Below are 22810 nucleotides of genomic sequence, written 5' to 3'. Positions count from 1 at the left end.
CAAGGGACATGTAAATAATCTGGATTAAACGAAAAAGTACACATGAAAAAAACGGCGCAATATATTCAGTGCCTATGATTTACTGTAATGAATGCAGTAAAAGTAAGTGTTTTCATTTTTTTAAGAAAAAGCTACCATTAGAAATGTAGACGAGGTGATAGTTTCATGATCAGTGAACGGGAAAAAGCAATTATTCGATATCTCTTAGAAAATGGACCAACAACGGTTGCTAAAATTGGGTTGCATATGTCGCTTTCGCAAAAGACAGTTTCGCAATCGCTAAAGAGAATTGATGAATTTTTGCAGGAAACAGCAATAAGGCTTGTTCGCAAACCTAGAGTAGGGGTATTTCTTGATGGCGATTCAGCTGAAATTCTAAAGTATCTTGATGGGAACGAGGAATCAAACTTACCGACGAGCAAAAAAGATCGTATTCAGTTTCTTTGCTTTGAAATACTGAAACAAAAAACGTATTTTACGCGTCAACAACTGCAAGATGCACTCTACATCAGTAAATCAACTTTAGAAAATGACATGGGGCAGGTAAGCGAGATCTTTCGTCACTTTAACGTTACGATTGAAGTTTTACCGGGGAAGGGTTCCTTTTTGAATTTGTCAGAACAAGAAAAACGTCGATTAGCATTTGATTTGATCTACTATTTCTGGGGTGGAAATTGGAAAATAACACAAGAGCAGCAACGCTATTTGCATTCGATTCAAGGAATTCCTCAGTTTGTTAATGATTTTATTGACCTGACAAAGATTTCTTTAGTTGATACGCTCTTACAAGAGTATTTGAAAAAAGAACAAATTACGCTTAATGATGCTGCCTATCACTCACTATTGCTTCATCTAATCATCATGATTGATCGGGTCAAAGAGAAGAATTATCTGACTTTCGAAGAAAGAAGACATCCTTTGATGGAGAACAGAGCTTTTTATCGTTTTATTGCTTCAATAGAAGAAACGTTTTCTCTGTCATTGCCAGTTTCGGAAGTTCATTATATTTCGCTTCATATCTATGGGGATTCGTTGATGAAGAAGAATGACTCCGATGATTTGCTTGATGAAACGATACGCAAATTGATTCATGAAACGATCTCCCTACGCAATGAAAGTCTTTTGTTAGGATTGGTATCACATATCAAAGAAGCTATTTATCGCATTCAAAAAGGATTAGTCATTCATAACCCTTTTCTAAATGATGTGAAGAAGAATTTCCCTTTGTCTTTTGAGGAAGCGCTTCGATTAGCTCATGCCTTAAATTGGCATTTTTCGATTTCGATCCCTGAAGATGAGGTTGCCTTTCTGGCCGTACACATCCAAGTGATGAAAGAACAACGAGAAGAAAAACAACCTAAGAAAGTGAGTGTCTTATTAGTTTGTAGCAGTGGGAAAGGCACTTCACAGCTACTAGCTGCTCGTATTCGGAGAAATTATGAGCAAATCGATATTTCCAGGATTCTTTCAATTCAAGAGTTGATTCAGACCAATATTTATGAGGACTTGATTTTATCGACAGTGGATTTAAAAATCGATTCGATTCCAACAATCCATGTTTCACCTGTACTGAATAAAGATGAGCAGCGAAAAATAGAAGCCTTTTTAAGAAAAGTCGAAGAAAAACAAAATGGTTCTTTCAGTCAGTTTGCGAAATTGATTCATGAGGACTTGATTTTTTTAGATCATCATTTTGAAGATTATCAAGAGGTGATTACATTTATTGGGGAGCAATTGATTACTCGTGGGTATGTAAACGAGGAAATGATTGACTCTTCGCTAAAAAGGGAACAGCTTTCCTTTACTTCTTTTGGACGATTCGCAACACCTCATGGTACACCAGAATACGTGAAAAAATCAGCGATTGTATTTTTACGTCTTAATAATGAGATCCACTGGGGAGAAACAAAGGTGAAATATGTCTTTTTCATCTGTATCAAAGATGAAACTGTACAAGAACTTGAGGAAATCTATGACACGATGCTTAATGTGATGGAATCAGATGAACGAACCTTCCTCCTTAAAGGGACGAAAGAGGAATTAAAAAAGTATTTACAAGGGGGAACATAAAATGAATATAGAAACACTACTACCTTTTGAACATATTGTTCTTGGTCTAGAGGCAACCACTAAAGAAGAAGTGGTCCGTCAATTAGCAAAAATATTGGTAACTGGAGGTATCGTTCAATCCGAAAATGAGTATGTTCAATCAGTTATGGAAAGAGAAGATCACTCGACCACAGGAATAGGCAATAATATAGCAATCCCCCATGGAAAAAGTCGTGCAGTTTCTGAACCCGCAATCGTTTTTGCTCGGTTAAAGGCACCATTAGAATGGCAATCCTTAGATGATGAACCAGTAACGGTTGTGATTATGCTTGCTATTCCTGAAGAACATCAAGGAGACACCCATTTACGGATTTTATCAGAAATTGCCATGAAATTGATGGATGAAGACATCACAGAAGCGCTGAAAAGCGAAACAGATAAAGAGATTATCGCGAAACTATTAAGCGAATAAAACGGAGAAAAGGAGAAAGAAGAATGAAGAGAAAAATTATTGCAGTAACGGCGTGTGCCACAGGAGTTGCCCATACCTTTATGGCGGCACAGGCGTTAAAAAAAGCAGCAGCGAAACGTGGGGATTTAATCAAGGTTGAGACACAAGGAGCAACAGGTATCGAAAATGAATTGAACGAGCGGGATTGTCAAATTGGGGAAGTCGTGATTTTTGCCGTTGATACGAAAGTGAGAAATGAAGAGCGTTTCAATGGCAAGGAGATCCTTAAAGTCCCGGTAGCAGCCCCTATAAAAAATGCAGAAAAAGTAATTGAAGATGCATTAAAGCTGATTGATCAATAAAGAGGAGGAAAATCAGATGAAAAAGTTGGCAAGTGAAATGAAAAATCATGTTTTAACAGGAATATCTTATATGATTCCTCTGGTGATTGCCGGAGCAGTTATCATGGCGATTTCTCGAGTAGGCGGATCAATATTTGGGATCGTCGATATTTGGGACGCCTCTCATGGAGAAAGTGCGAATACGATCATCCGATTACTCCATAGTTTAGATGGATTCGGTGGCATCGCTTTAGGATTGATGTTTCCCGTAATATCGGCATTTATTGCTTATTCGATTTCCGATAAGCTAGGGATTGCCCCTGGTCTTGTTGGAGGGATGTTAGTAAAAGACATTAACGCAGGCTTCTTAGGCGCAATTGTTTCAGGGCTGATCGCTGGGTACATCTGCTTGTGGATCAAAAACCATATAAAGCTGCCAAAATCGATGGCATCGGTAGTTCCAGTGTTCTTAGTTCCTGTTTTAGGTACTTTAGTCACTGTCCTACTTGTGAATTATGTGATCGGTACACCATTTGCAGCTATCAATGTGGGCTTAGAGTCATGGTTGAACGGATTGAGTGGCGGAAATGCGATCGTGATGGCGGCAGTTGTAGGGGCAATGGTTGGATTTGACCTTGGGGGACCAGTAAATAAGGCAGCTGTGACAACCGCGATGGCTTTATTGACAAGTAACGTTTATGCACCAAACACTGCAGCGCAAGTGGCAATCATTATTCCACCAATTGGTTTAGGCTTAGCGACTGTTTTTGCAAAGAGTAAATACAATAACGAATTAAAAGAAGCAGGAAAATCGTCGATCATTATGGGTCTAGTAGGCATTTCAGAAGGAGCGATCCCATTTGCGGTGGAAAATCCACTAAAAGTGATCCCAGTGAATATGATTGGTTCAGCGATTGGTTCTGCAATGGCTGTAGGTCTTGGAGCTGTCAATACAGCCCCAATCTCTGGTTTTTATGGCTGGTTCACTGTAGAAAAATGGCCACTGTATGTTTTATCGATTGCTACTGGCTCATTATTCATTGCGATTTGTACAAGCTTGCTACGTTCAAAAGATGCGGGGAAAGAAACAGATACCACGATGGAAGAATTTGACGAAGCTGCTTGGGAAGAGCAGTGGGAAGCATAGCTATGACAAATGTACACATAGTAAACCACACCCATTGGGATCGTGAATGGTATTTTACTTCAATGGACTGTGTCGTTTTGAGTGATCAATTATTTAGTGATGTACTAAAAGAACTAAAGAGGCAACCGACTGCTTCTTTCGTGTTAGATGGACAAATGTCTATTCTAGACGATTATTTAGAACTCTATCCTGAGCGCTTGACTGAGGTCAGAGAGTTGATCGCCAATGGTCAATTGTTCATCGGTCCTTGGTACACCCAAACAGATGCCTTTTTTGCTTCTGGTGAGTCCATCATTCGAAATGCCATGATTGGTATATTTGATAGCAAAAAATATGGCAGCTATATGCCGATCGGCTATTTGCCAGATACATTTGGTTTTAATGCTCAAATGCCAACCATATTGAACGAAGTTGGACTTGATAACATTATCTTTTGGCGAGGCATCGATTTAGGGGAACAGGTCAAATCCCCTTACTTTAAATGGACGAGTTTAAGTGGGCAAGATTCACTGTATGCGGTGAATTTTCCTCAAGGATATGGTGCACAGCAGCAATTGGAGCCAACGAGCAGTTATGTAGATGGCAGACTCGATAAAGGTGTCGATTTTATTAAGAGCTACGCGAATGAACCTGAAATCTTGATTCCAACTGGAAATGATCAGTTAGGCATTGTTTCTGCCATAGAAGAAAAACTAACGAAAATCAATCAGCTTGGAAAATACAAGTATCAATTGAGCACCTATCCAGCATTTATGGAGATCGTCCGTCAAAAAGAACTGGAAGTTTATCAAGGAGAGTTTCGTGCACCGGTTTTTGCTCGGGTCCACAAAACAATTGGTTCAGTACGAATGGATCTGAAACGTGAGATTTTTCGATTAGAAAACAAATTAGTTTTAGAAATTGAACCAATGCTAGTTATTGCGAAAGATTTAGGGATTGAATTAAGTAATCGATTGCTAATGAAAGCTTGGAAAAAGTTATTTGAATGTCAAGCCCATGATAGTTTGGCAGGCTGTGTATCAGATAGTGTTGCTCAAGATATCAGTCATCGATTAAAAGAAATCAGTGAGATTTGTGCTAGTATTGAAAATTTGATTTTAAAAAGAATCAGTGAAGGACTCGCTTTACAAGCCAATCAATTTCTGATTCTTCATCCAACACCAGTGCCATTTCAAGGGGAGAAATTCGTTAAGATCGTATCTAGAACCAACAATATCAAGGTTATTGGAGCTGATTCATCTGTTCTTCAAGCAGTGTATATCCCAAGCAGGAAAAATATTATGGAAGAAACGCCTGCTGGCAACCGTTTTATTGAAGAAGAGGGGTATTATCTGTTAACTGTTCAAGTGGCTTGTGCCTTTTCAGGTCTTGGTTATCGAGTCTTTACATTTGAAGAGCAAGAGACAACTCCTGAATTGTCTTTAGATCAAAACCCATGGATTAGAAATGGGAAATACACGCTTTCCTTTGAAGACGGCCACCTGATTTATTCAGATGGAAAACAACAGATCGTGGATTTCTTGTCGATCATCGATGATAGTAATGCCGGTGATACGTATGACTATTCGCCTATTTTGAATGATCAACCGATCACGCTTTCTTTTGCCAGCTGCAAAGGAAAGCAAGAAACGTTGGTTTTGGAAGGAAGTTTACATCTACCGTATACGATCGAAGAACGGATGAAAGGGATCGCCACCAAAACATTCGCCTATACATTGATCCTCCAACTGACAAAAAACGGTGAGGTAAACGCAAAGCTACGTTTTAAAAATACGCTTTTAAATCATCGGATTCGAGTGAAAGCTCGACTAAACAAGCCGATAGAAAGAGCGGTTGCAGCCATTCAATTTGGTTATCTTGAAAAAAGAAATCAAACACTGGAAAATTGGCAAGAAAAATATGCAGAAAAACCCGTCAATATTGAACCATTTGAAAAACAAGTGGTTGTTTATGATCAAGAAAACGCCCTCGTTTTTTATAGCGAGCAGAGCAAAGAGTATGAATATCTCGACGACTCCTTATATGTAACGGTACTAGCTACAACCGACTCCCTTGGAAAACCGGATTTGTTGTATCGACCAGGTCGCGCTTCTGGCGATACAACCAAAAAGGGACATATTATGATGGAAACGCCTCTTGCTCAAATGGAAAACTATGAGATGGTCTTCGATTTTTCCCTGCGAGTTGCATCAACAGCTATTTCTGAAGAGTTGTTGGCTACTTGGAAAACTGTTAAAGAACAGCCATCGATTTCTTATCAATTGCAAGATTTGAATTACTTTATTTATCGCATAGATAATAAAATTCAAAAGCTCATTGATCCATTATCTCTGACCGACATGTCTCTTTCTTTGCTGTCCTGCAGCTTAGAACCGGGTGTGGGAGTCAGTGCGCTTCATAATGCGTATTACTCTGAGGGAATCGTTATCCGTTTCGTCAATTCAACAAACAAAGAACGATCTCTTGAGCCAAAAAAATTATTTAATGGGTACGCATATCAACGAATCAATGCATTAGAAGAACCGCTTGAAGCGGATCATATCATCCATGCTTATGGGGTAGCAACCTATTTATTAACTAAAAAATAGGAATAAAGAACACAAAATTTGTCGAGAAGGAATTGCTTCTGTAACGTTTTCCTCTACAAGATTTTGTGTTCTCGCTTTTTACAATGTTTAGAAGGAGTTTTTATGTCCGTACAACTTTTATTGCTTGCCTCACTGCCTGCACTAGGATGGGGCTTAATGCCAATCGTCGCTAAATTGATGGGAGGGAAATCAGAGGAACAACTGCTAGGAACAACAATCGCAGCCTTGATTTTCGGTAGTGTATTTGGTTTTTTGAATCAAGTGAGTTATGCCATGGTGCCATTTTTCATCAGTTTATTATCTGGGGTTTTTTGGGCTTGCGGACAATACTTCCAATTTCTCGCTTTGGAAAAAGCGGAGGTTTCTAAAGTAATGCCCGTCTCCGTCGGTACCCAATTATTATTTGTTACATTAGCATCTGGCTTCTTTCTCAAAGAATGGAAAGATTTAACGACGGTAATTTTCTCAATCATGGCACTAGGAGTCATCCTAACAGGTGTTTACCTTGTAACTAAGACAACTCATCAGAAAACAAGCTTATCACAGCAAGTACTTCTTTATCTATGTTGTTCTTCAGCTTTTTTGATGCTATATGTGACAGTCACTGGTCTGTTTCAGATAAGTGGAGCACAGATTTTCTTGCCTCAGGCAGTAGGGATGTTTCTCGGGGGAAGCGTGATTTCCTTGAAAAGTAAGAAACAACTGCGTTTCCGCAAAATAATCCGCAATTTAGGTACTGGTAGCACTTGGGTTCTCGCGAATGCTTCGTTATTCGCTGTGTCGTCTTCTTTGGGTGTAGGCGTAACCTATTCATTTTCTCAAATGAGCTTACTTGTTGCCACCTTTGGAAGTATTATTTTCTTAAAGGAACGAAAAGTTGGCAGAGAAAAGCAATTTGTTGCTCTTGGTAGCTTGCTCTATATTGTTGGTGTATTAGGGATGAGTTGGTTGAAATAAATTTATCAGTTGAGCAATTTTAGTTAGCGACCAATAAAATAGCAGATAATAGTATAATCAATAAATGAAAAGAAACATGAAATCAGTGAATGATTTCATGTTTCTTTTTTACCGTCCATTCTCCGTCTGTCGATAATCACTAGGTGAAATGCCGACTTTTTTCTTGAATAAACGGCTGAAATAGACGGTGTTTTCGATGCCGATCGCCAATGAGATCTCTTTGATGGAAAGGCGAGAATAGCGCAAAAGGTCTTTCGAATAAGAGATGCGTTTGCTGATCTGGTACTCGATGGGGGGCAAGCCCATATATTTGGAAAACTCCTTGACGATTTGATACTTATTGATATGATACCTTTCCTCCAAAGATTCCAATGTGATCCCTTGACGGAAATCTTCTTCTAGCTGGTCACGAATCTGCAAAATATAAGGCGGGATTTCACTATCCGAAAAGTCGAGATGATATTTTTGCAGGAGCAGTTCATTGAGCAGCTGATGGATCAAAACAGAGCTTTGGAAGGCAGTTTTCGCATTTGGTTCTGGCTGTAACATCAATAAATCTTGTAAGACCAAATGGATCGGATTTTGACGACTGCTGGCAGGATTGGTGTGAAAAACTGGACTGCCATTTTTGAAAAATTCCTCATAAAACGCTGCGACGTTGGCGCCATATAGATGGATCCAGTCCATTTCCCAGGGCTCTTGACTAACGGTACGGTAGTACTGATAGTCTAGACAGTCGATAAAAAACACATCACCTGCTTTCAATTGATAGCTTTTTCCTTTGTAGCGCAATTCACCGCAGCCGGACAATGTATACTTGATCAAATAAGAAGGCAGGTTCTCTCGTTCTGTAAAGTAAGGTTTGCTGGCTTTGAAATAGCCGATTTCTTGAATGTAATAAAAAAGTTCACGCTGCTTTTGGGTTGAAGTATTGATGTAACGCAGTGAATCAGTTGACCATGAGTGGTTGGCTTTTTCCCAGTAATCCATCGGATCCTCCTTTTTACCAAGATTGTGCAAGTCTTTATCAAAATTGTGTGATGAAACTCGTTGATTGTCAAGCTAAAATTGAGGCAACAAGAATGAATCAATGAATTGTAATCGATTTATTTTTTAACAAGATAATGAAAGGTGGAGACCAGTGAACACATTTATCGCAATCGATATCGGTGCATCAAGCGGTCGTCTGATGCTGAGCCGTTGGGAAAATGAGCAGATCACTTTAGAAGAGATCCATCGCTTTAAAAACGGCTTTCGTCCTCATGAAGGCTTTGACCGTTGGGCGATCGATTATTTGATCCAAGAGATTTTAGTAGGACTGCAAAAAGTGAAACAAGCAGGTATCCATGACTGCTTCGTCGGAATCGACACCTGGGCAGTGGATTACTGTTTGATCGATCAAGCAGGCGAACGTTTAGGCGACCCAGTCGCTTATCGAGATAGTCGCACCAATGATGCGATCGCAGCTTTTGGTCAGCGCTATTCTTTGCAAAAACTGTATGAGAAAACAGGCATTCAGCTGCAGCCCTTCAACACGATTTTTCAGTTAGCCGCAGAAGAAGCGCAACTGCTGCAAAAAGCCGACAAGCTGCTGTTGATTCCAGACTACTTGGGCTACGTTTTTACTGGTAAGATGGTCACGGAAAAAACCAATGCTTCGACGATGCAGCTTCTAAATGCCAACACCCAAACATGGGATGCAGAATTGTTAGCTGAGATCGGTGTAACAGAAGGACTATTCCCACCATTGGTTGATGCAGGAACGGTTTTAGGCGCACTGCAAACACAGAAGTTTCCAGCCTATGATTTGCCACAAGCGACCTTTGTCACTGTCGCTAGTCATGATACGGCATCAGCGATCATCGGTACACCTGGAGAGGGGGCAGATTGGGGCTACATCAGCAGCGGGACTTGGTCATTGCTGGGGATCGAAACCAAAGTACCCAATGTTTCCCTTGCCGCCTTCGATGAAAATTATACGAACGAATGGGGTGCCCACAACACGATTCGCTTTTTAAAAAATATTATGGGCATGTGGCTGATCCAAGAAGTGGCTCGGCAGCAAGACTATCAGTATTCCTATGCAGAATTGGCGGAATTGGCGCAAGCAACGCCTGCTTTTCAACAGTTTGTCGATGTCAATGATCCTCGTTTTTTGAATCCAGAAAACATGATTACTGAACTGCAAGCGTATTGTCGAGAAACCCAGCAGAAAGTTCCAGAAACCGCAGGGGAACTGGCTCGCTGTGTGTATGATAACTTAGCGCTTTGCTATGCCAGTGAATTGCAAAAGCTGGAACAGCTGACAGGTACGACGAACAAGCTGCAAAAACTGCATATCGTGGGGGGCGGTTCCAATAATCGCTTTTTAAATCAACTGACGGCTGATGCTGCGCAGCTGACGATCGAAGCTGGCCCAAGTGAAGCAACGGCGATCGGTAATCTTTTAATGCAGATGATGAGTGCTGGCATCTTCACGTCGCTGGCTGAAGCACGCCGCGCGGTCAAACACTCATTTCCTTGCAGTGTTCATGAACCACAGTCTTTTGATCACAAGATTTTAAGCAACTATCAACGTTTTATAAAAGGAGTAGGAAAAAATGACAACGATTCAACAGCGTTATGAAGAAGCTAAGACAGCATATGCCAAATTAGGCGTCGACACGGATGCGGTTTTGAAAAAATTAGCCGATGTGAAAATCTCGATGCATGTTTGGCAAGGGGACGATGTCCAAGGATTTTTGAGTGATGAAGCATTATCTGGTGGGATCTCTGTAACGGGGAATTATCCTGGTGCTGCCCATACCCCAGAGGAGTTGCGCCAAGATTTAGAAAAAGCCTACTCTTTGATTCCTGGAAAACACAAATTGAACCTTCACGCCATCTATTTAGACACCGAGGAAGCAGTGGATCTAAATGAATTGGAGCCGAAGCATTTTGAAAAATGGGTTGCTTGGGCGAAAGAACAAGGCTTAGGTTTAGACTTCAATCCAACCTTTTTCTCACATCCCATGTTCAAAGATGGCTTTACCCTTGCTTCACCAGATGAAGAAGTTCGTCAGTTCTGGATCGAACACGGCAAACGTTCTCGTCAAATCGCTGCTTATATGGGGAAAGAAACTGGGCAAGTCTGTGTCAATAATTTCTGGGTGCCAGATGGCTACAAAGACAACCCAATCGATCGTTTTACACCACGGGAACGCTTGATGACAGCATTAGATGAGATTTTTGCTGAAGAATTGCCAGCGGAATACACGGTAGATGCCGTGGAAAGCAAGTTGTTTGGTCTTGGTGCCGAAGCCTACACCGTCGGCTCTCATGAATTTTATATGGGCTATGGCTTGACGCGCGATAAATTGATTTGTTTGGATGCTGGACATTTCCATCCAACCGAAGTGATCTCCAATAAATTGTCTTCATTGGCACTATTTAGCAAAGGCATTTTGCTGCATGTCAGCCGTCCTGTACGCTGGGATAGTGATCATGTCGTGATCATGGATGATGAATTGCAAGAGATTGGTCGCGAATTGGTTCGCAATGACTTATTGCCAAAAACCAACATTGGGTTAGATTTCTTTGATGCGACGATCAATCGGGTCGCTGCGTGGGTGATCGGGACGCGCAATACTCAAAAAGCGTTGCTAAAAGCGATGCTAGAACCGATCGAAGAACTAAAAGCAATCGAATTGTCAGGTGATTTCACCACTCGTTTAGCCATGACGGAAGAATTAAAAGACTATCCGTATGCAGATGTTTGGAATTACTTCTGTGAAAGCCAAGGGGTACCAGCAGGTCTGGATTGGCTATCAGAAGTGAAAGCCTATGAAGAAACCGTCTTAAAAGCCAGAAAGTAGGAGAACGATGAAAAAGATTGATATTTTACAAGCGAATTTTGTACAAGAAATGATGGAAACGACAGCAAACCTTTACCGTTTAGGGTGGGATGAGCGCAACGGCGGCAATATTTCTTACTTATTAACAGAAGAAGAGATCTTGCCTTTCATCGATCCGCAAAGCGTCTTGCGGGAAATTCCCATGATTTTTGATGCCACGGCACTAGCTGGCAAGTACTTTATCGTGACAGGTTCAGGAAAATACTTTAAAAATGTAGCGGCACATCCAGCGGAAAACCTTGGTGTGATTCGAGTCAAAGAAGATGGGCAAACATTGGAATTGCTTTGGGGCTTGGAAAATGGTGCGGTGCCAACGAGTGAACTGCCAAGTCATTTCATGAGTCATATCGCTCGCTTGTCGGTCGATCCAGAAAACCGAATCATCATGCATAACCACGCATCGCATCTTTTAGCCATGAGTTTTACCCATGAGTTGGATGAACGCAGTTTCACGCGGACCTTGTGGCAAATGTGTACGGAGTGCTTGGTGGTCTTCCCAGAAGGTGTTTCCATCATTCCTTGGATGGTTCCAGGAACGAACGAGATCGGCGAAGCAACGGCTGCTAAAATGAAAGAGACCCGTTTGGTTCTTTGGCCGCAACATGGCATCTATGGTGCTGGCAAAGATATGGACGAAGTCTTTGGCTTGATTGAAACGGCAGAGAAAGCTGCGGAAGTGTACACCTATGTCAAAGCGCAAGGCCCAATTTTACAAACCATTACAGATGAAAATCTGAAAAAATTGGCTGACGCTTTCAAAGTCACTCCCCGAGCAGGCTATCTTGAGGTATAATCAATGGTAGAAGAATAGAAAAGGCTTTCAGTTTTTTCTATTTAAAATATATTGTGAATAAACAAACAAACGGAGGTAGGAAGAATGGCAAATAGAATGATTTTGAATGAGACATCGTATTTTGGAAAAGGAGCGATCGAGAACGTACCGACCGAATTCAAGGCACGAGGGTTTAAAAAAGCGGCAGTGATCACCGACAAAGATTTGGTGAAATTTGAAGTTGCGACCAAAGTGACGAAATTATTGGAAGAAGCAGGTGTCGATTATGCGTTATATGATGGGATCGTGCCGAACCCAACGATCCAAAATGTCAAAGACGGCTTAGCGTTTGTCAAAGAAGCCCAAGCCGATTGTATCATTGCGATTGGCGGTGGTTCACCGATCGATACGGCAAAAGCGATCGCGATCATTGCTACGAATCCTGAATTTTCCGATGTGATTAGTTTGGAAGGCGTGGCAGACACGAAACATCCATGCTTGCCGATTTTAGCGGTACCGACAACTTCTGGGACTGCAGCCGAAGTAACGATCAACTATGTGATTACAGATGAAGAAAATCATCGGAAATTCGTTTGTGTAGATCCTCACGATATTCCTCTGGTAGCCTTTGTGGACAGCGATATGATGATGGGGATGCCTAAGAGCTTGGCAGCCGCAACGGGAATGGATGCCATGACCCACGCCATCGAAGGCTTCATTACCAAAGGCGCTTGGGAAATGACTGATATGCTGCACATCAAAGCAATTGAGATCATCGGACGCTCATTGAGAGATTCCGTGAATGGCGATCAAGCAGGACGAGAAGCGATGGCGTTAGGACAATACATTGCCGGTATGGGCTTTTCAAACGTCGGCTTGGGCTTAGTCCACGGCATGGCCCATCCATTGTCCGCTTGGTACAACATTCCTCACGGAGTAGCGTGCGCGTCCTTGTTGCCAACCATCATGAAATACAACAAAGACTTTACGGGTGAAAAATACCGTGAGATCGCGATCGTTTTAGGCATTGAAGGGGCAGATACGATGTCACTTGAAGACGTCCGCGATGCTGCTTGCCAAGCAATCGATCAGTTAAGCAAAGATGTGGGTATTCCAGCGACCATTTCTGAATTAGGCGTCAAAGAAGAAGATATCCCAGCCATCGCCAAAGATGCCTTGAACGATGTCTGCACACCAGGCAACCCGCGGGATACGACTTTAGAAGAAATTATTGAGCTTTATCGTTCGTTGATGTAATCTTGTTAAAGGTACGAGATCGAAGAAATGAAAGATACTTCTGCAAGTTTCCCTTAACAACGATCTGCTGATCAGTTGCTATTTTAACAGCGTGATGATCCTTTCTTTTGAGAAGATCATCTCGCTGTTTTATTCTGAAGATTTCAGTAAAATTGCGAGGCAAAGCGTTAGATTTTTGAAGAAATCGTTGTGCCCATATACTAGTAATCAAATCAAAAAAAGTGATCATTAGAGTTGGTTCTCTAATGGTCACTTTTTTGCTGTACGCAAGATCACAGCGTACCGATCGCTTCAAAATCATCACCTATCAAGAGCTGAGAGTTTCAGAATTGGTTAGTCAGCCATCCAATCATCTCTCGATAGCACTCATCAGCGCTCGCATTTGGTGTCCGATCAAAGTCATGCTGATCTAAGTCGAGCCAAAGTGTTTTGGCATGGGGGACCTGTGCAGCGAAAGCTTCGGATGCGCTGAAGGGAACATCTGGATCTTTTTTGCAATGAACGACAAAGCAAGGAGGAAAGTCTTGGTAAGCGGCAGCAGGAATCGCCAAGGCTGCCAGCTGTTCCCGATTGCCTAAATAACGCTGCCAGTTGCCATATTGACGGGCGGAAAGGTACAAAGGGAATCGTTTTTCTAACGTGCCGTGGGTGATTGGTTGGCTTTCGATCATAGTTTCGGCGTCGAGTGGCGGGACTTTCGGAAATTGCGTGTAAAAGCGTGCCGGCTGCAAAAATTCTTTATAAAACAACTCTTGGTATCCGTAAAATCGGATCAAGCCTTTTTGCTCCGGATGCTTTGTGCGTGCGGTCAGTAAGGTCGCTAAAAAACCGCCGGCGGAGCGACCGAATAGAATGTACTCATTTGCACCAACGCCGCTGAAGTGCCAGCCTTCTGCCAAAAACCATTCCACTGCCTTTTTTGTATGAAGGTAGATATCGTGTAGCGCTACTTCGGGAGCCAGTGGATAATCGAACAGGTAAAGGCTAACACCGGCAGCCAGCAATTGGTGGACATAATCCTGCGGAAGGTCTTCTCGCTGACCATAGAGGAAGCCACCACCATGAAAATACAAAAGGCTGATCCGAGGCTGCGCCGCTTTTAGGATCGTCACTTCTAACGGCAAAGTGCCGTAGGTGTCAAATTGGATTTTTTCTGTTTGCGCAAAGGCATTTTTAGGATAAACCATTGTTTTCTTCCTTTCTTTTCTTCGATAGTATAAGGAAGAGTATAGGAGAAGGAAGCGGTTTAAAAAACAGCGTTATGACTAAAAATAGAAACGGTTTTGTCGAAAGTGAACAATGATGTCCTTCAGTAACACGCTTACAATAACCGTATAAATCAAAGGAGGCAGAACAATGGAGTTGAAAAAAGAAGTAGCGGCAATGATCGATGCACTATCTCAGATTGGGAGTGATCCAACTGGAGGAATGACTAGACTGCTTTATACCGATTCATGGAAAGAAGCGCAATCATTTGTAGAAAAACAATTAAAAGAAACTGGCTTAACGACGTCCTATGATGCAGTCGGCAATCTCTTCGGCAGAATGGAAGGCAGCCAGTATCCAGAAGAAACGATTCTTTCAGGGTCACATATCGATACCGTCGTTAACGGTGGCACATTAGACGGTCAATACGGGGTCGTTGCTGCTGCTTTAGCGATCAAGTATTTAAAAGAGACCTATGGGCAACCTTTACGCTCCTTGGAAGTCATCTCAATGGCAGAAGAAGAAGGCAGTCGTTTTCCAACCGTTTTTTGGGGAAGTAAAAACTTTGTCGGAGAGGCCAAAAAAGCCGATGTTGAAGCGATCGCAGATTTTGAAGGCAATCGCTTCGTGGCAGAGATGCAACGCCAAGGCTTTGATTTTCGCGACCCACAAGAACCGGTTCGATCAGACATCAAAGCCTTCGTGGAAATCCATATCGAACAAGGCAGTGTTTTAGAAAAAGAAAATTTGCAGATCGGTGTCGTCAATAGTATCGCTGGTCAAAAGCGCTACACCTTTGTCTTAAAAGGACAAGCCAATCATGCAGGAACCACACCGATGGGCTATCGCCAAGATGCTGTGTATGGTTTTGCCAAAATGTGTGCCGCAGTGATCGACCGTGGCTTAGAGCTTGGGGATCCATTAGTAGTGACATTCGGTAAAGTTGAGCCAAAACCGAATACGGTCAACGTGGTTCCTGGTGAAGTGTTGTTTACGATGGATTGTCGCCATACCGATGGGCAGCTATTGGATGCCTTTACTGCTGAAGCAGAACAAATCATTCAAGCGATCGCCAAAGAGCACGACCTGACAGTGGAGATGGATCTATGGATGGATGAACGCCCTGTGCCGATGGACGATACGATCGTTGCCACGGTGGAACAAGCGGTGAAGCAAACCGGCAAACGTTACAAAGTCATGCATAGTGGGGCGGGGCATGATTCCCAAATCATTGCACCACATTTTCCAACTGCGATGCTGTTTGTACCAAGTATTGATGGGATTAGCCACAACCCAGCCGAAGCAACGACTATCGAAGATTTAGTAGCTGGGGTTGAAGTTTTAGCAGCTTCCCTTTACGAGCTAGCATACAAAGAATAGAAAGCAGGAACACACATGGGATATAAAAATAATAATACGGGCTATTTAGATGGATTGCTGCAATCACGAGCAGTCATTAGAAAAAATAATTTTGCGATCTTGCCGCATGACGGGCTAGTGAATAATGTCATTCCAGGCTTCGAAAACTGTGAATGTTCGATACTCGGCACACCAAAATTAGGGGCGTCTTTTGTCGATTACATCATTTCATTCAAAAAAGATGGCGCCAACCAATTGGGCTTCGGCGGTCCAGAGATCGAGAGTTTCTTGTATGTCATCTCGGGCAAACTGGAAGTAAGTGATGGCAAAGAAACCCATACATTGACGGACGGAGGCTATATCTATCTGCCTGCTGGAGAAAAACTGTATATGAAAAATCTCCAAGAAGAAGCGACAGAAGTGTTCTTGTATAAGAAACGTTACCAACCGCTTGAAAATCACCAAGCTTACAAAGTAGTGGGGAATCTTTCAGAGTTGACACCGATCCAATACGAAGGGATGCCAGACGTCCTACTTTGGGATTTCTTACCGAAAGAGTTGGGCTTTGACATGAATATCCATATCCTTTCCTTTGAACCAGGGGCAAGTCATGGCTACATTGAGACCCACTACCAAGAACATGGGGCGTACTTATTGTCAGGCAAAGGGATGTACAACTTAGACAATGAGTGGTTCCCAGTGGACAAAGGCGACTACATTTTCATGAGTGCCTATGTACAGCAAGCGGCCTATGGTGTTGGTCGTGACGAACCATTGACCTATATTTATTCCAAAGATTGCAACCGCGATCCGGAAATTTAAAGGAGTTTAGAAGATGGAAGAAACGGTTATTGTACAGTCACAAGAGTTACAGCAATTGATCCAAAACAAATTAGCGGCTGCTGGTTTGTCTGAAGAGCACGCAGCCATCGTTGCAGAGCATTTGGTCTTTGCCGATGCCAGCGGGATCCACTCTCACGGGGCTGTGCGGGTAGACTATTACGCAGAGCGGATCGCTAAAGGTGGGATGAATCGCACTCCACAGATCACGTTTGAAGAGACTGGGCCGAGCAGCGGGATCGTTCACGGTCAAAATGGCGCAGGGCAGGTCGTCGTATTAGAAGCGACAAAGTATGCCATTGAGATGGCCAAACGTTCTGGGATCGCGGCGGTTGGTGTACGGAAAACGAGTCATAGTGGTGCGCTATCCTATTATGTCAAAAAAGCTGCAGAAGCTGACTTGATTGCATTATCTATGTGCCAATCGGATTCAATGGTGGTTCCTTTTGGCGGCAAAGAAAATTATTTTGGTACCAATCCGATTGCCTTTGCGGCACCGCGAAAGCATGGTGCGCCGGTGGTTTTTGATATGGCAACGACGGTCCAAGCGTGGGGCAAAATTTTAGATGCTCGTTCCAAAGATAAAGAGATTCCAGCAACATGGGCCGTTGATGCCCATGGCAAGCCAACGACAAATCCGCATCATGTTCATGGGTTATTGCCAATCTCAGGACCAAAAGGCTTTGGGTTGATGATGGTGGTGGATATCTTGTCTGGAATGCTCCTTGGGCTGCCTTTTGGCAAGCATGTTTCCTCTATGTACAACGATCTGACGAAAGGTCGCGACTTAGGGCAGTTTATTTTGCTGATCGATCCGCAACGCTTTACAGATTTAGAGACATTTAAAGAGTCAGTCGAAACGATGATCGAAGAGCTACACGCCATACCGGCTGCTGAACAGTTCCAGCAAGTCTATTATCCAGGCGAGATCAATCAACTAACCTATGAAAAATATATGGCAGAAGGCATTCCTATCGAAAAGAACATTTATCGCTATCTCATTAGCGACACGGTTCATTTTGACCAGTATTCTGGGTCAGATGCCTTTGCACAGACAGGAACAGGAAAGTGAGGAGACCCATGTTACACACTATTATTCAAAAAAACAATTACCAAGATTCCATTGTTTTAATGCTTTTGACCAATCGTTTACTGACGATCGAAGGGATCAACAACGCTTCGGTCATGATGGGTACACCTGCCAATAAGGATATCTTCAAGACAGGTGGTCTTTATACCGAGGAGATGAACAATGCGACATCCAACGATATGGTGCTCGTTTTAGACATTGAAGAGGAAGAAATCATCGAAACAGTCCTGTCAGAAATCGATGCCTTCTTATCGGACCAAAGCAATAGCGCAGGAGAAGAAACCCAAAGCGTCAAAACTTGGGAAAAAGCCTTAGATCTTGGAAAAGATGCGAAGGTCGCTGTCTTATCGATTCCTGGTACTATGGCAGCACCAGAAATTGAAACCGCATTAGCAGCAGGCAAACATGTTTTTTGTTTCAGTGATAATGTTTCATTGGAAGAGGAAGTTCGACTAAAGAAAATGGCTCATGAACAAGGACTTCTTTTAATGGGACCAGATTGTGGCACAGGGATTCTCAATGGGATACCAGTAGCCTTCACGAATGCCGTCCGTAAAGGGAAAATCGGTGTTGTCGGCGCTTCGGGTACGGGCATCCAAGAAGTCACCACCATCATTCATAAATTGGGTGCCGGTGTGACACAAGCCATCGGAACCGGTGGACGAGATCTCAAAGAAGAAGTCGGTGGGATCACCATGAAAGACAGCATTCTTGCCTTGGAACATGATCCTGATACGGAGGTGATCGTGGTGATCTCCAAACCACCTGCACCACGTGTTCGAGATGAAGTATTGGCATTATTAAGAAGAGGAACAAAACCTGCAGTCACGATTTTTCTTGGGGAAGAACCAACGGATCACGAAGAAAATCTTTACCGAGCCTACACGCTGGAAGAAGCGGCACAATTAGCCGTGCAGCTGCTACGTCAAGAACAGATTGGATTAGAGCCAGTAAAAGAGGAAACGGCAGCTGCCGCTTTTGGACCTGAACAGCAAAAAATCAAAGCTTACTATTCTGGCGGAACATTGGCGTACGAAGCAGCGATGCTAGTCAAAGCAGGATTAAATCTAGAACAAGAAGATGCCCATCAGGAAGGGTACATCTTAAAAGCAGCTGGCCATGAGATCATCGATTTAGGTGATGACATCTATACGCAAGGCAAGCCCCATCCGATGATCGACCCAACAAAGCGGATCGAACTGTTGAAACAAGCGGGAGAAGATCCTGAAACGGCAGTGATTTTGTTAGATATCGTTTTAGGGTACGGCTCTCATCAAGATATGGCGAGTGAATTGGCACCGACCATCAAATCGTTGAAGGAAGCAGCACAAGCAGCTGGCCGGGAGTTAGCGGTGATCGCTACGATCGTCGGAACTGATTTAGATCCCCAAGACAGCAACGAGCAAGCAGAGATTTTAACCGCAGCTGGCGTGATTTTGTGTCAAAGCAATGCCCAAGCAGTCAAACAAGCTTTAGCAATGCTCGGTCACCCTTTTTCACCAATTAGTCGTAAGCTGTTGCCAAAAGCAGTGACAACTGCCGATGCGTTGCCAGAGCCATCTGAAAAGAGCCGCGAATTGTTAGCGAATGACGCGTTCATCAATGTAGGATTGCGTAGCTTTGCGGAAGCGATCCAGGCGCATCACGGTCAAGTCGTTCAATATGACTGGCAGCCAATTGCTGGTGGAAACGTAACGTTACAAAAAGCCTTACGTTTCTTAGCACAAGTGTCACTATCAGAGTAGGAGGAAGTTATCGTGTACGAAACTATTGAAGAAGCAAACCAAGCCGTTATTGCCAAAATCGTTGCCGGTTCGCCTTTTTTGCTGGATGTCGTTCCAGCAGTCAGTGTCATTCCAGAGTTAGGTGAAGGAAAAGTCCTATTGCATGCAGGACCACCGATCCGCTACGATCAGATGATTGATCCGATTCAAGGTGCTTGTGTTGGTGCGGGGCTTTTTGAAGGCTGGGGCGAAACGGAAGAAGAGGTACGTCATTTATTAGCATCTGGGGAAGTTCAACTGATTCCTTGTCACCACGTGCAAGCGGTTGGCCCAATGGGGGGCATCACCTCTGCCAATATGCCAGTGCTCGTGGTGGAAAACAAAACCGATGGCAACCGAGCATATTGTACGATGAACGAAGGGATCGGGGCAGTTTTACGTTTTGGCGCCTATTCTCAAGAAGTCATTGATCGCTTGCATTGGATGAAAAATACGTTAGCACCAGTTTTAAGTGCTGCACTACAAACAAAACCCGATGGCTTGAACATCAATGTTTTAGTCGCAAAAGCAATCGCCATGGGGGATGAGTTCCATCAACGGAATATCGCTGCTTCGTTGGCGTTCTTAAAAGAAGTAGCACCAGCGATCGTTACTCTGGAAGGATTTGAAAAAGAAAAACCAGAAGTCATTCAGTTTTTAGCAGACACGGATCAGTTTTTCTTGAATATCATGATGGCTTCTTCAAAAGCGGTGCTTGATGGCGCCCGGACGATTGAAGAAGGCACGGTTGTGACCGCAATGTGTCGCAACGGGCATGAATTCGGTATCCGTATTTCTGGCATGGGAGATGAGTGGTTTACTGGTCCTGTCAATACACCAAAAGGGCTGTATTTCTCAGGATTCAGTGAAGAAGATGCCTCTCCAGATATGGGCGACAGTGCCATTACGGAAACCTTTGGTGTTGGGGGAATGGCAATGATTGCTGCCCCGGCTGTGACACGCTTCGTTGGTTCTGGTGGATTTCACGATGCGTTGAAAACCAGCAATGAGATGTTAGAGATCTCCATTGATACCAATCCGAATTTTCCCGTTCCTACATGGGACTTCAAAGGGATCTGTTTAGGGATCGATGCTCGTAAAGTCGTGGAAACAGGGATCTTACCGATGATCAATACAGGGATCGCCAACAAACAAGCTGGACGAGGACAAATTGGTGCCGGGACAGTGACACCACCAATGGATTGCTTTGAAAAAGCTGTCTTGGCTTATGCAAAAAAATTAGGATTTGAAGAATAAATCAGGGACTGAAAACGTGAAAAAGGAGCAATCGAGCGATGATACAGGCAAAATGGATCGACCAAGCTTTATTTGAACCCGCATTTATCAATGGCAACTGGATCGTTCACAGTGTGTTTCAGCATAGTTTCAATCTACAAGATCCTCGTCAGGATCAGCTGATCTGTGTCTCCAAACAAGCGGCTCGCGTGCCCAAAGGGATGATTTTAGCTGCCGACGATTATGCAGCGTTGGCGACAGGCTTAGTTGCTGGTACCACTCTTTTGGTTCAGCAACGGGTGGTCCATTTTCCGCATCATCGTCTGTCTTTTCAAAAGGCAGCCAAATTTACAACGACCGTTCCGGCTGGCACAGTCCCATTTGATCGAGAACTGTTTTGGTCAATCCTTCAAAACGTCACGGAAAAGACGGGGATTCAAGAAGCTGTTTCAGCAACCATCCGCAGCAATCATCCGTTTTATGACGCAATCGATCAGCTATGCACGCCTTCATTTAAGGAACAACGGCAAGCAGTCGCTTATTTAGTCGGACGGGGTGTCGGATTGACCCCCACAGGAGATGATATGCTAGTTGGTCATTTACTGGCTCGCCGAGTGATGGGGCAAGAAGATACCCGCTTGGTGGCTTATCTACAAAGAAGGCTGTTGACAGTCAATGATTTGACGACTGACGTCAGTAAACACTATCTTCTTCATGCACTGACAGGCGCATTCAATCAATCGGCGTTATCCTTGACCAGGTGTACCGATTCAGGCTCTTTTTCCCAAGTAATCAAAGAGATACTAGCGATCGGTCATACCTCGGGGGCTGACTTTTTGGCAGGGTTTGCTCGCAGTATCGATCAATTTCAAAACAATAGAAATGAGGAATTCATATGGCAAAACGAGTGGTCATCGCTCTAGGGGGCAATGCAATTTTAAAACCGAATCAACCAGCGACCGTTGAGACACAGCTTGCAAATATCCAGTTAAGTGCGGAACAGATCGCTAAAATCGAGAAGCTTGACCATCAAATCGTCGTGACGCACGGCAATGGTCCGCAAGTCGGCAATATTTTACGACAAAATGAAGAAGCCAAAGAAGTCGTGCCGCCTTTTCCACTAGATGTCTGCAATGCAGAGTCACAAGGCTTTATCGGTTATTTAATGGAGCAAAGCATCAAAAATAAAATCGAGCAAGAAGAACTGACCAGCAATGTCGTGACCTTATTGACCCAAGTGGAAGTGGCAGCGGATGATCCCGCGTTTGAAAAGCCAACGAAACCAATCGGTTTGTTCTATTCAGAAGAAGAAGCAAAAACGATGGCTGAGGAAAAACATTGGGTGATGGAAGAAGATGCTGGACGTGGGTACCGTCGCGTCGTGCCATCTCCACAACCTGTGACGATCCACGGCGTGGAATCAATGGTTCATTTATTGAATCAAAATACCATCGTGATCGCTGGTGGCGGCGGTGGGATTCCAGTCGTAAAACAAGCGGAAGGCTTGAAAGGGATCGAAGCAGTCATCGATAAAGATCGAACTGGGAAAAAACTGGCAGAACAAGTGGATGCCGATGTATTTATGATGCTGACCGACGTCAACAACGTTTATATCAATTATGGAACACCGGAGCAAGAAAAATTAACGGGCTTATCCGTAAGTGAAGCGCAAGCATATTTTGATGCGGGGCATTTTGCAGAAGGCAGTATGGGGCCGAAAATGGAAGCGGCGATTGCGTTTGCCAAACAAGGAAAGACAGCAATCATCTGCTCATTGGAAGAAGCGGACTTAGCATTGTTAGGTGAAGCAGGCACAAGGATCGCTGGGTAACACCAGCGATCCAACTGCTTGATTCGCCTA

19 protein-coding genes are annotated in these 22810 nt (G+C 43.4%); 17 read left to right on the top strand and 2 right to left on the bottom strand.

Going from position 1 to position 22810, the window contains the following annotated elements; genetic code table 11:
* Nucleotides 1-165 precede the first annotated feature (165 nt).
* The 6 genes from IGJ15_RS11640 (at nt 166) to IGJ15_RS11615 (ending at nt 7533) form a co-directional block, all read left to right on the top strand.
* The gene (locus IGJ15_RS11640) at nt 166-2070 is read left to right on the top strand and encodes a BglG family transcription antiterminator (protein ID WP_060791721.1); all 1905 of its coding nucleotides are present in this window, start codon (nt 166-168) and stop codon (nt 2068-2070) included.
* 1 nt (nt 2071) lies between these two features.
* A complete protein-coding gene (locus IGJ15_RS11635) occupies nt 2072-2521 on the top strand; it encodes a PTS sugar transporter subunit IIA (RefSeq protein WP_060791722.1) in 450 nt (149 codons plus the stop codon).
* 23 nt (nt 2522-2544) lie between these two features.
* Nucleotides 2545-2862 (top strand): PTS fructose transporter subunit IIB, encoded by a 318-nt coding sequence (locus IGJ15_RS11630; protein WP_008380922.1) that lies wholly within the window; start codon nt 2545-2547, stop codon nt 2860-2862.
* A complete protein-coding gene (locus tag IGJ15_RS11625) occupies nt 2852-3988 on the top strand; it encodes a PTS fructose transporter subunit IIC (RefSeq protein ID WP_071859233.1) in 1137 nt (378 codons plus the stop codon). The genes IGJ15_RS11630 and IGJ15_RS11625 overlap by 11 nt, the downstream gene beginning before the upstream one ends.
* A 2-nt stretch (nt 3989-3990) precedes the next feature.
* On the top strand, nt 3991-6576 hold the full coding sequence (locus IGJ15_RS11620) for a glycoside hydrolase family 38 C-terminal domain-containing protein (RefSeq protein WP_081116835.1): 2586 nt from the start codon (nt 3991-3993) through the stop codon (nt 6574-6576).
* Nucleotides 6577-6678: 102 nt separating this feature from the next.
* Nucleotides 6679-7533 (top strand): GRP family sugar transporter, encoded by an 855-nt coding sequence (locus tag IGJ15_RS11615; protein ID WP_081116834.1) that lies wholly within the window; start codon nt 6679-6681, stop codon nt 7531-7533.
* A gap of 108 nt (nt 7534-7641) precedes the next feature.
* On the opposite strand, the gene IGJ15_RS11610 is transcribed toward IGJ15_RS11615, so the two are convergent.
* Nucleotides 7642-8523 carry an AraC family transcriptional regulator gene (locus IGJ15_RS11610; RefSeq protein WP_060791726.1) on the bottom strand — a complete coding sequence of 294 codons (882 nt, stop codon included), beginning with the start codon at nt 8521-8523 and terminating at the stop codon, nt 7642-7644.
* A 151-nt stretch (nt 8524-8674) separates the two neighbouring features.
* On the opposite strand from IGJ15_RS11610, the gene rhaB reads away from it, so the two are divergent.
* From rhaB to fucO, 4 genes are all read left to right on the top strand, one after another.
* Nucleotides 8675-10159, top strand: coding sequence for a rhamnulokinase (gene rhaB / locus IGJ15_RS11605; protein WP_081116833.1), 1485 nt, complete (start codon nt 8675-8677; stop codon nt 10157-10159).
* Nucleotides 10134-11387: an L-rhamnose isomerase gene (gene rhaA / locus IGJ15_RS11600; RefSeq protein ID WP_016612607.1), complete on the top strand. Its 1254-nt coding sequence runs from the start codon at nt 10134-10136 to the stop codon at nt 11385-11387. Before rhaB ends, rhaA begins: the two co-directional genes overlap by 26 nt.
* Before the next feature lie 7 nt (nt 11388-11394).
* On the top strand, nt 11395-12219 hold the full coding sequence (gene rhaD / locus IGJ15_RS11595) for a rhamnulose-1-phosphate aldolase (protein WP_005234418.1): 825 nt from the start codon (nt 11395-11397) through the stop codon (nt 12217-12219).
* An 84-nt stretch (nt 12220-12303) separates the two neighbouring features.
* Entirely contained in the window at nt 12304-13455 is a 1152-nt protein-coding gene (gene fucO, locus IGJ15_RS11590) for a lactaldehyde reductase (protein ID WP_081116832.1), read from the top strand.
* A 323-nt stretch (nt 13456-13778) separates the two neighbouring features.
* On the opposite strand, the gene IGJ15_RS11585 is transcribed toward fucO, so the two are convergent.
* The gene (locus IGJ15_RS11585; protein WP_081116830.1) at nt 13779-14642 is read right to left on the bottom strand and encodes an alpha/beta hydrolase; all 864 of its coding nucleotides are present in this window, start codon (nt 14640-14642) and stop codon (nt 13779-13781) included.
* Between the two features lie 169 nt (nt 14643-14811).
* On the opposite strand from IGJ15_RS11585, the gene allC reads away from it, so the two are divergent.
* From allC to arcC, 7 genes are read left to right on the top strand one after another with little or no spacing between them, the layout of a single operon-like run.
* The gene (gene allC / locus IGJ15_RS11580; protein WP_081116829.1) at nt 14812-16041 is read left to right on the top strand and encodes an allantoate deiminase; all 1230 of its coding nucleotides are present in this window, start codon (nt 14812-14814) and stop codon (nt 16039-16041) included.
* Nucleotides 16042-16056: 15 nt separating this feature from the next.
* Nucleotides 16057-16842 (top strand): (S)-ureidoglycine aminohydrolase, encoded by a 786-nt coding sequence (gene allE / locus IGJ15_RS11575; RefSeq protein WP_430599102.1) that lies wholly within the window; start codon nt 16057-16059, stop codon nt 16840-16842.
* 13 nt (nt 16843-16855) lie between these two features.
* Entirely contained in the window at nt 16856-17932 is a 1077-nt protein-coding gene (gene allD / locus IGJ15_RS11570; protein ID WP_081116827.1) for an ureidoglycolate dehydrogenase, read from the top strand.
* Nucleotides 17933-17940: 8 nt separating this feature from the next.
* Nucleotides 17941-19695: an acyl-CoA synthetase FdrA gene (gene fdrA / locus IGJ15_RS11565; RefSeq protein ID WP_074932374.1), complete on the top strand. Its 1755-nt coding sequence runs from the start codon at nt 17941-17943 to the stop codon at nt 19693-19695.
* 12 nt (nt 19696-19707) lie between these two features.
* Nucleotides 19708-20970 carry a DUF1116 domain-containing protein gene (locus IGJ15_RS11560; protein WP_081116826.1) on the top strand — a complete coding sequence of 421 codons (1263 nt, stop codon included), beginning with the start codon at nt 19708-19710 and terminating at the stop codon, nt 20968-20970.
* A gap of 38 nt (nt 20971-21008) precedes the next feature.
* Nucleotides 21009-21872, top strand: coding sequence for a DUF2877 domain-containing protein (locus IGJ15_RS11555; protein ID WP_081116825.1), 864 nt, complete (start codon nt 21009-21011; stop codon nt 21870-21872).
* Nucleotides 21845-22780: a carbamate kinase gene (gene arcC, locus IGJ15_RS11550; protein WP_061053108.1), complete on the top strand. Its 936-nt coding sequence runs from the start codon at nt 21845-21847 to the stop codon at nt 22778-22780. Before IGJ15_RS11555 ends, arcC begins: the two co-directional genes overlap by 28 nt.
* The last annotated feature ends 30 nt before the right edge of the window (nt 22781-22810 follow it).

Source organism: Enterococcus sp. AZ079 (assembly GCF_050547255.1).
Taxonomy (GTDB): Bacteria; Bacillota; Bacilli; order Lactobacillales; family Enterococcaceae; genus Enterococcus_D; species Enterococcus_D casseliflavus.
This window is presented reverse-complemented; position numbering and strand designations above follow the sequence as displayed.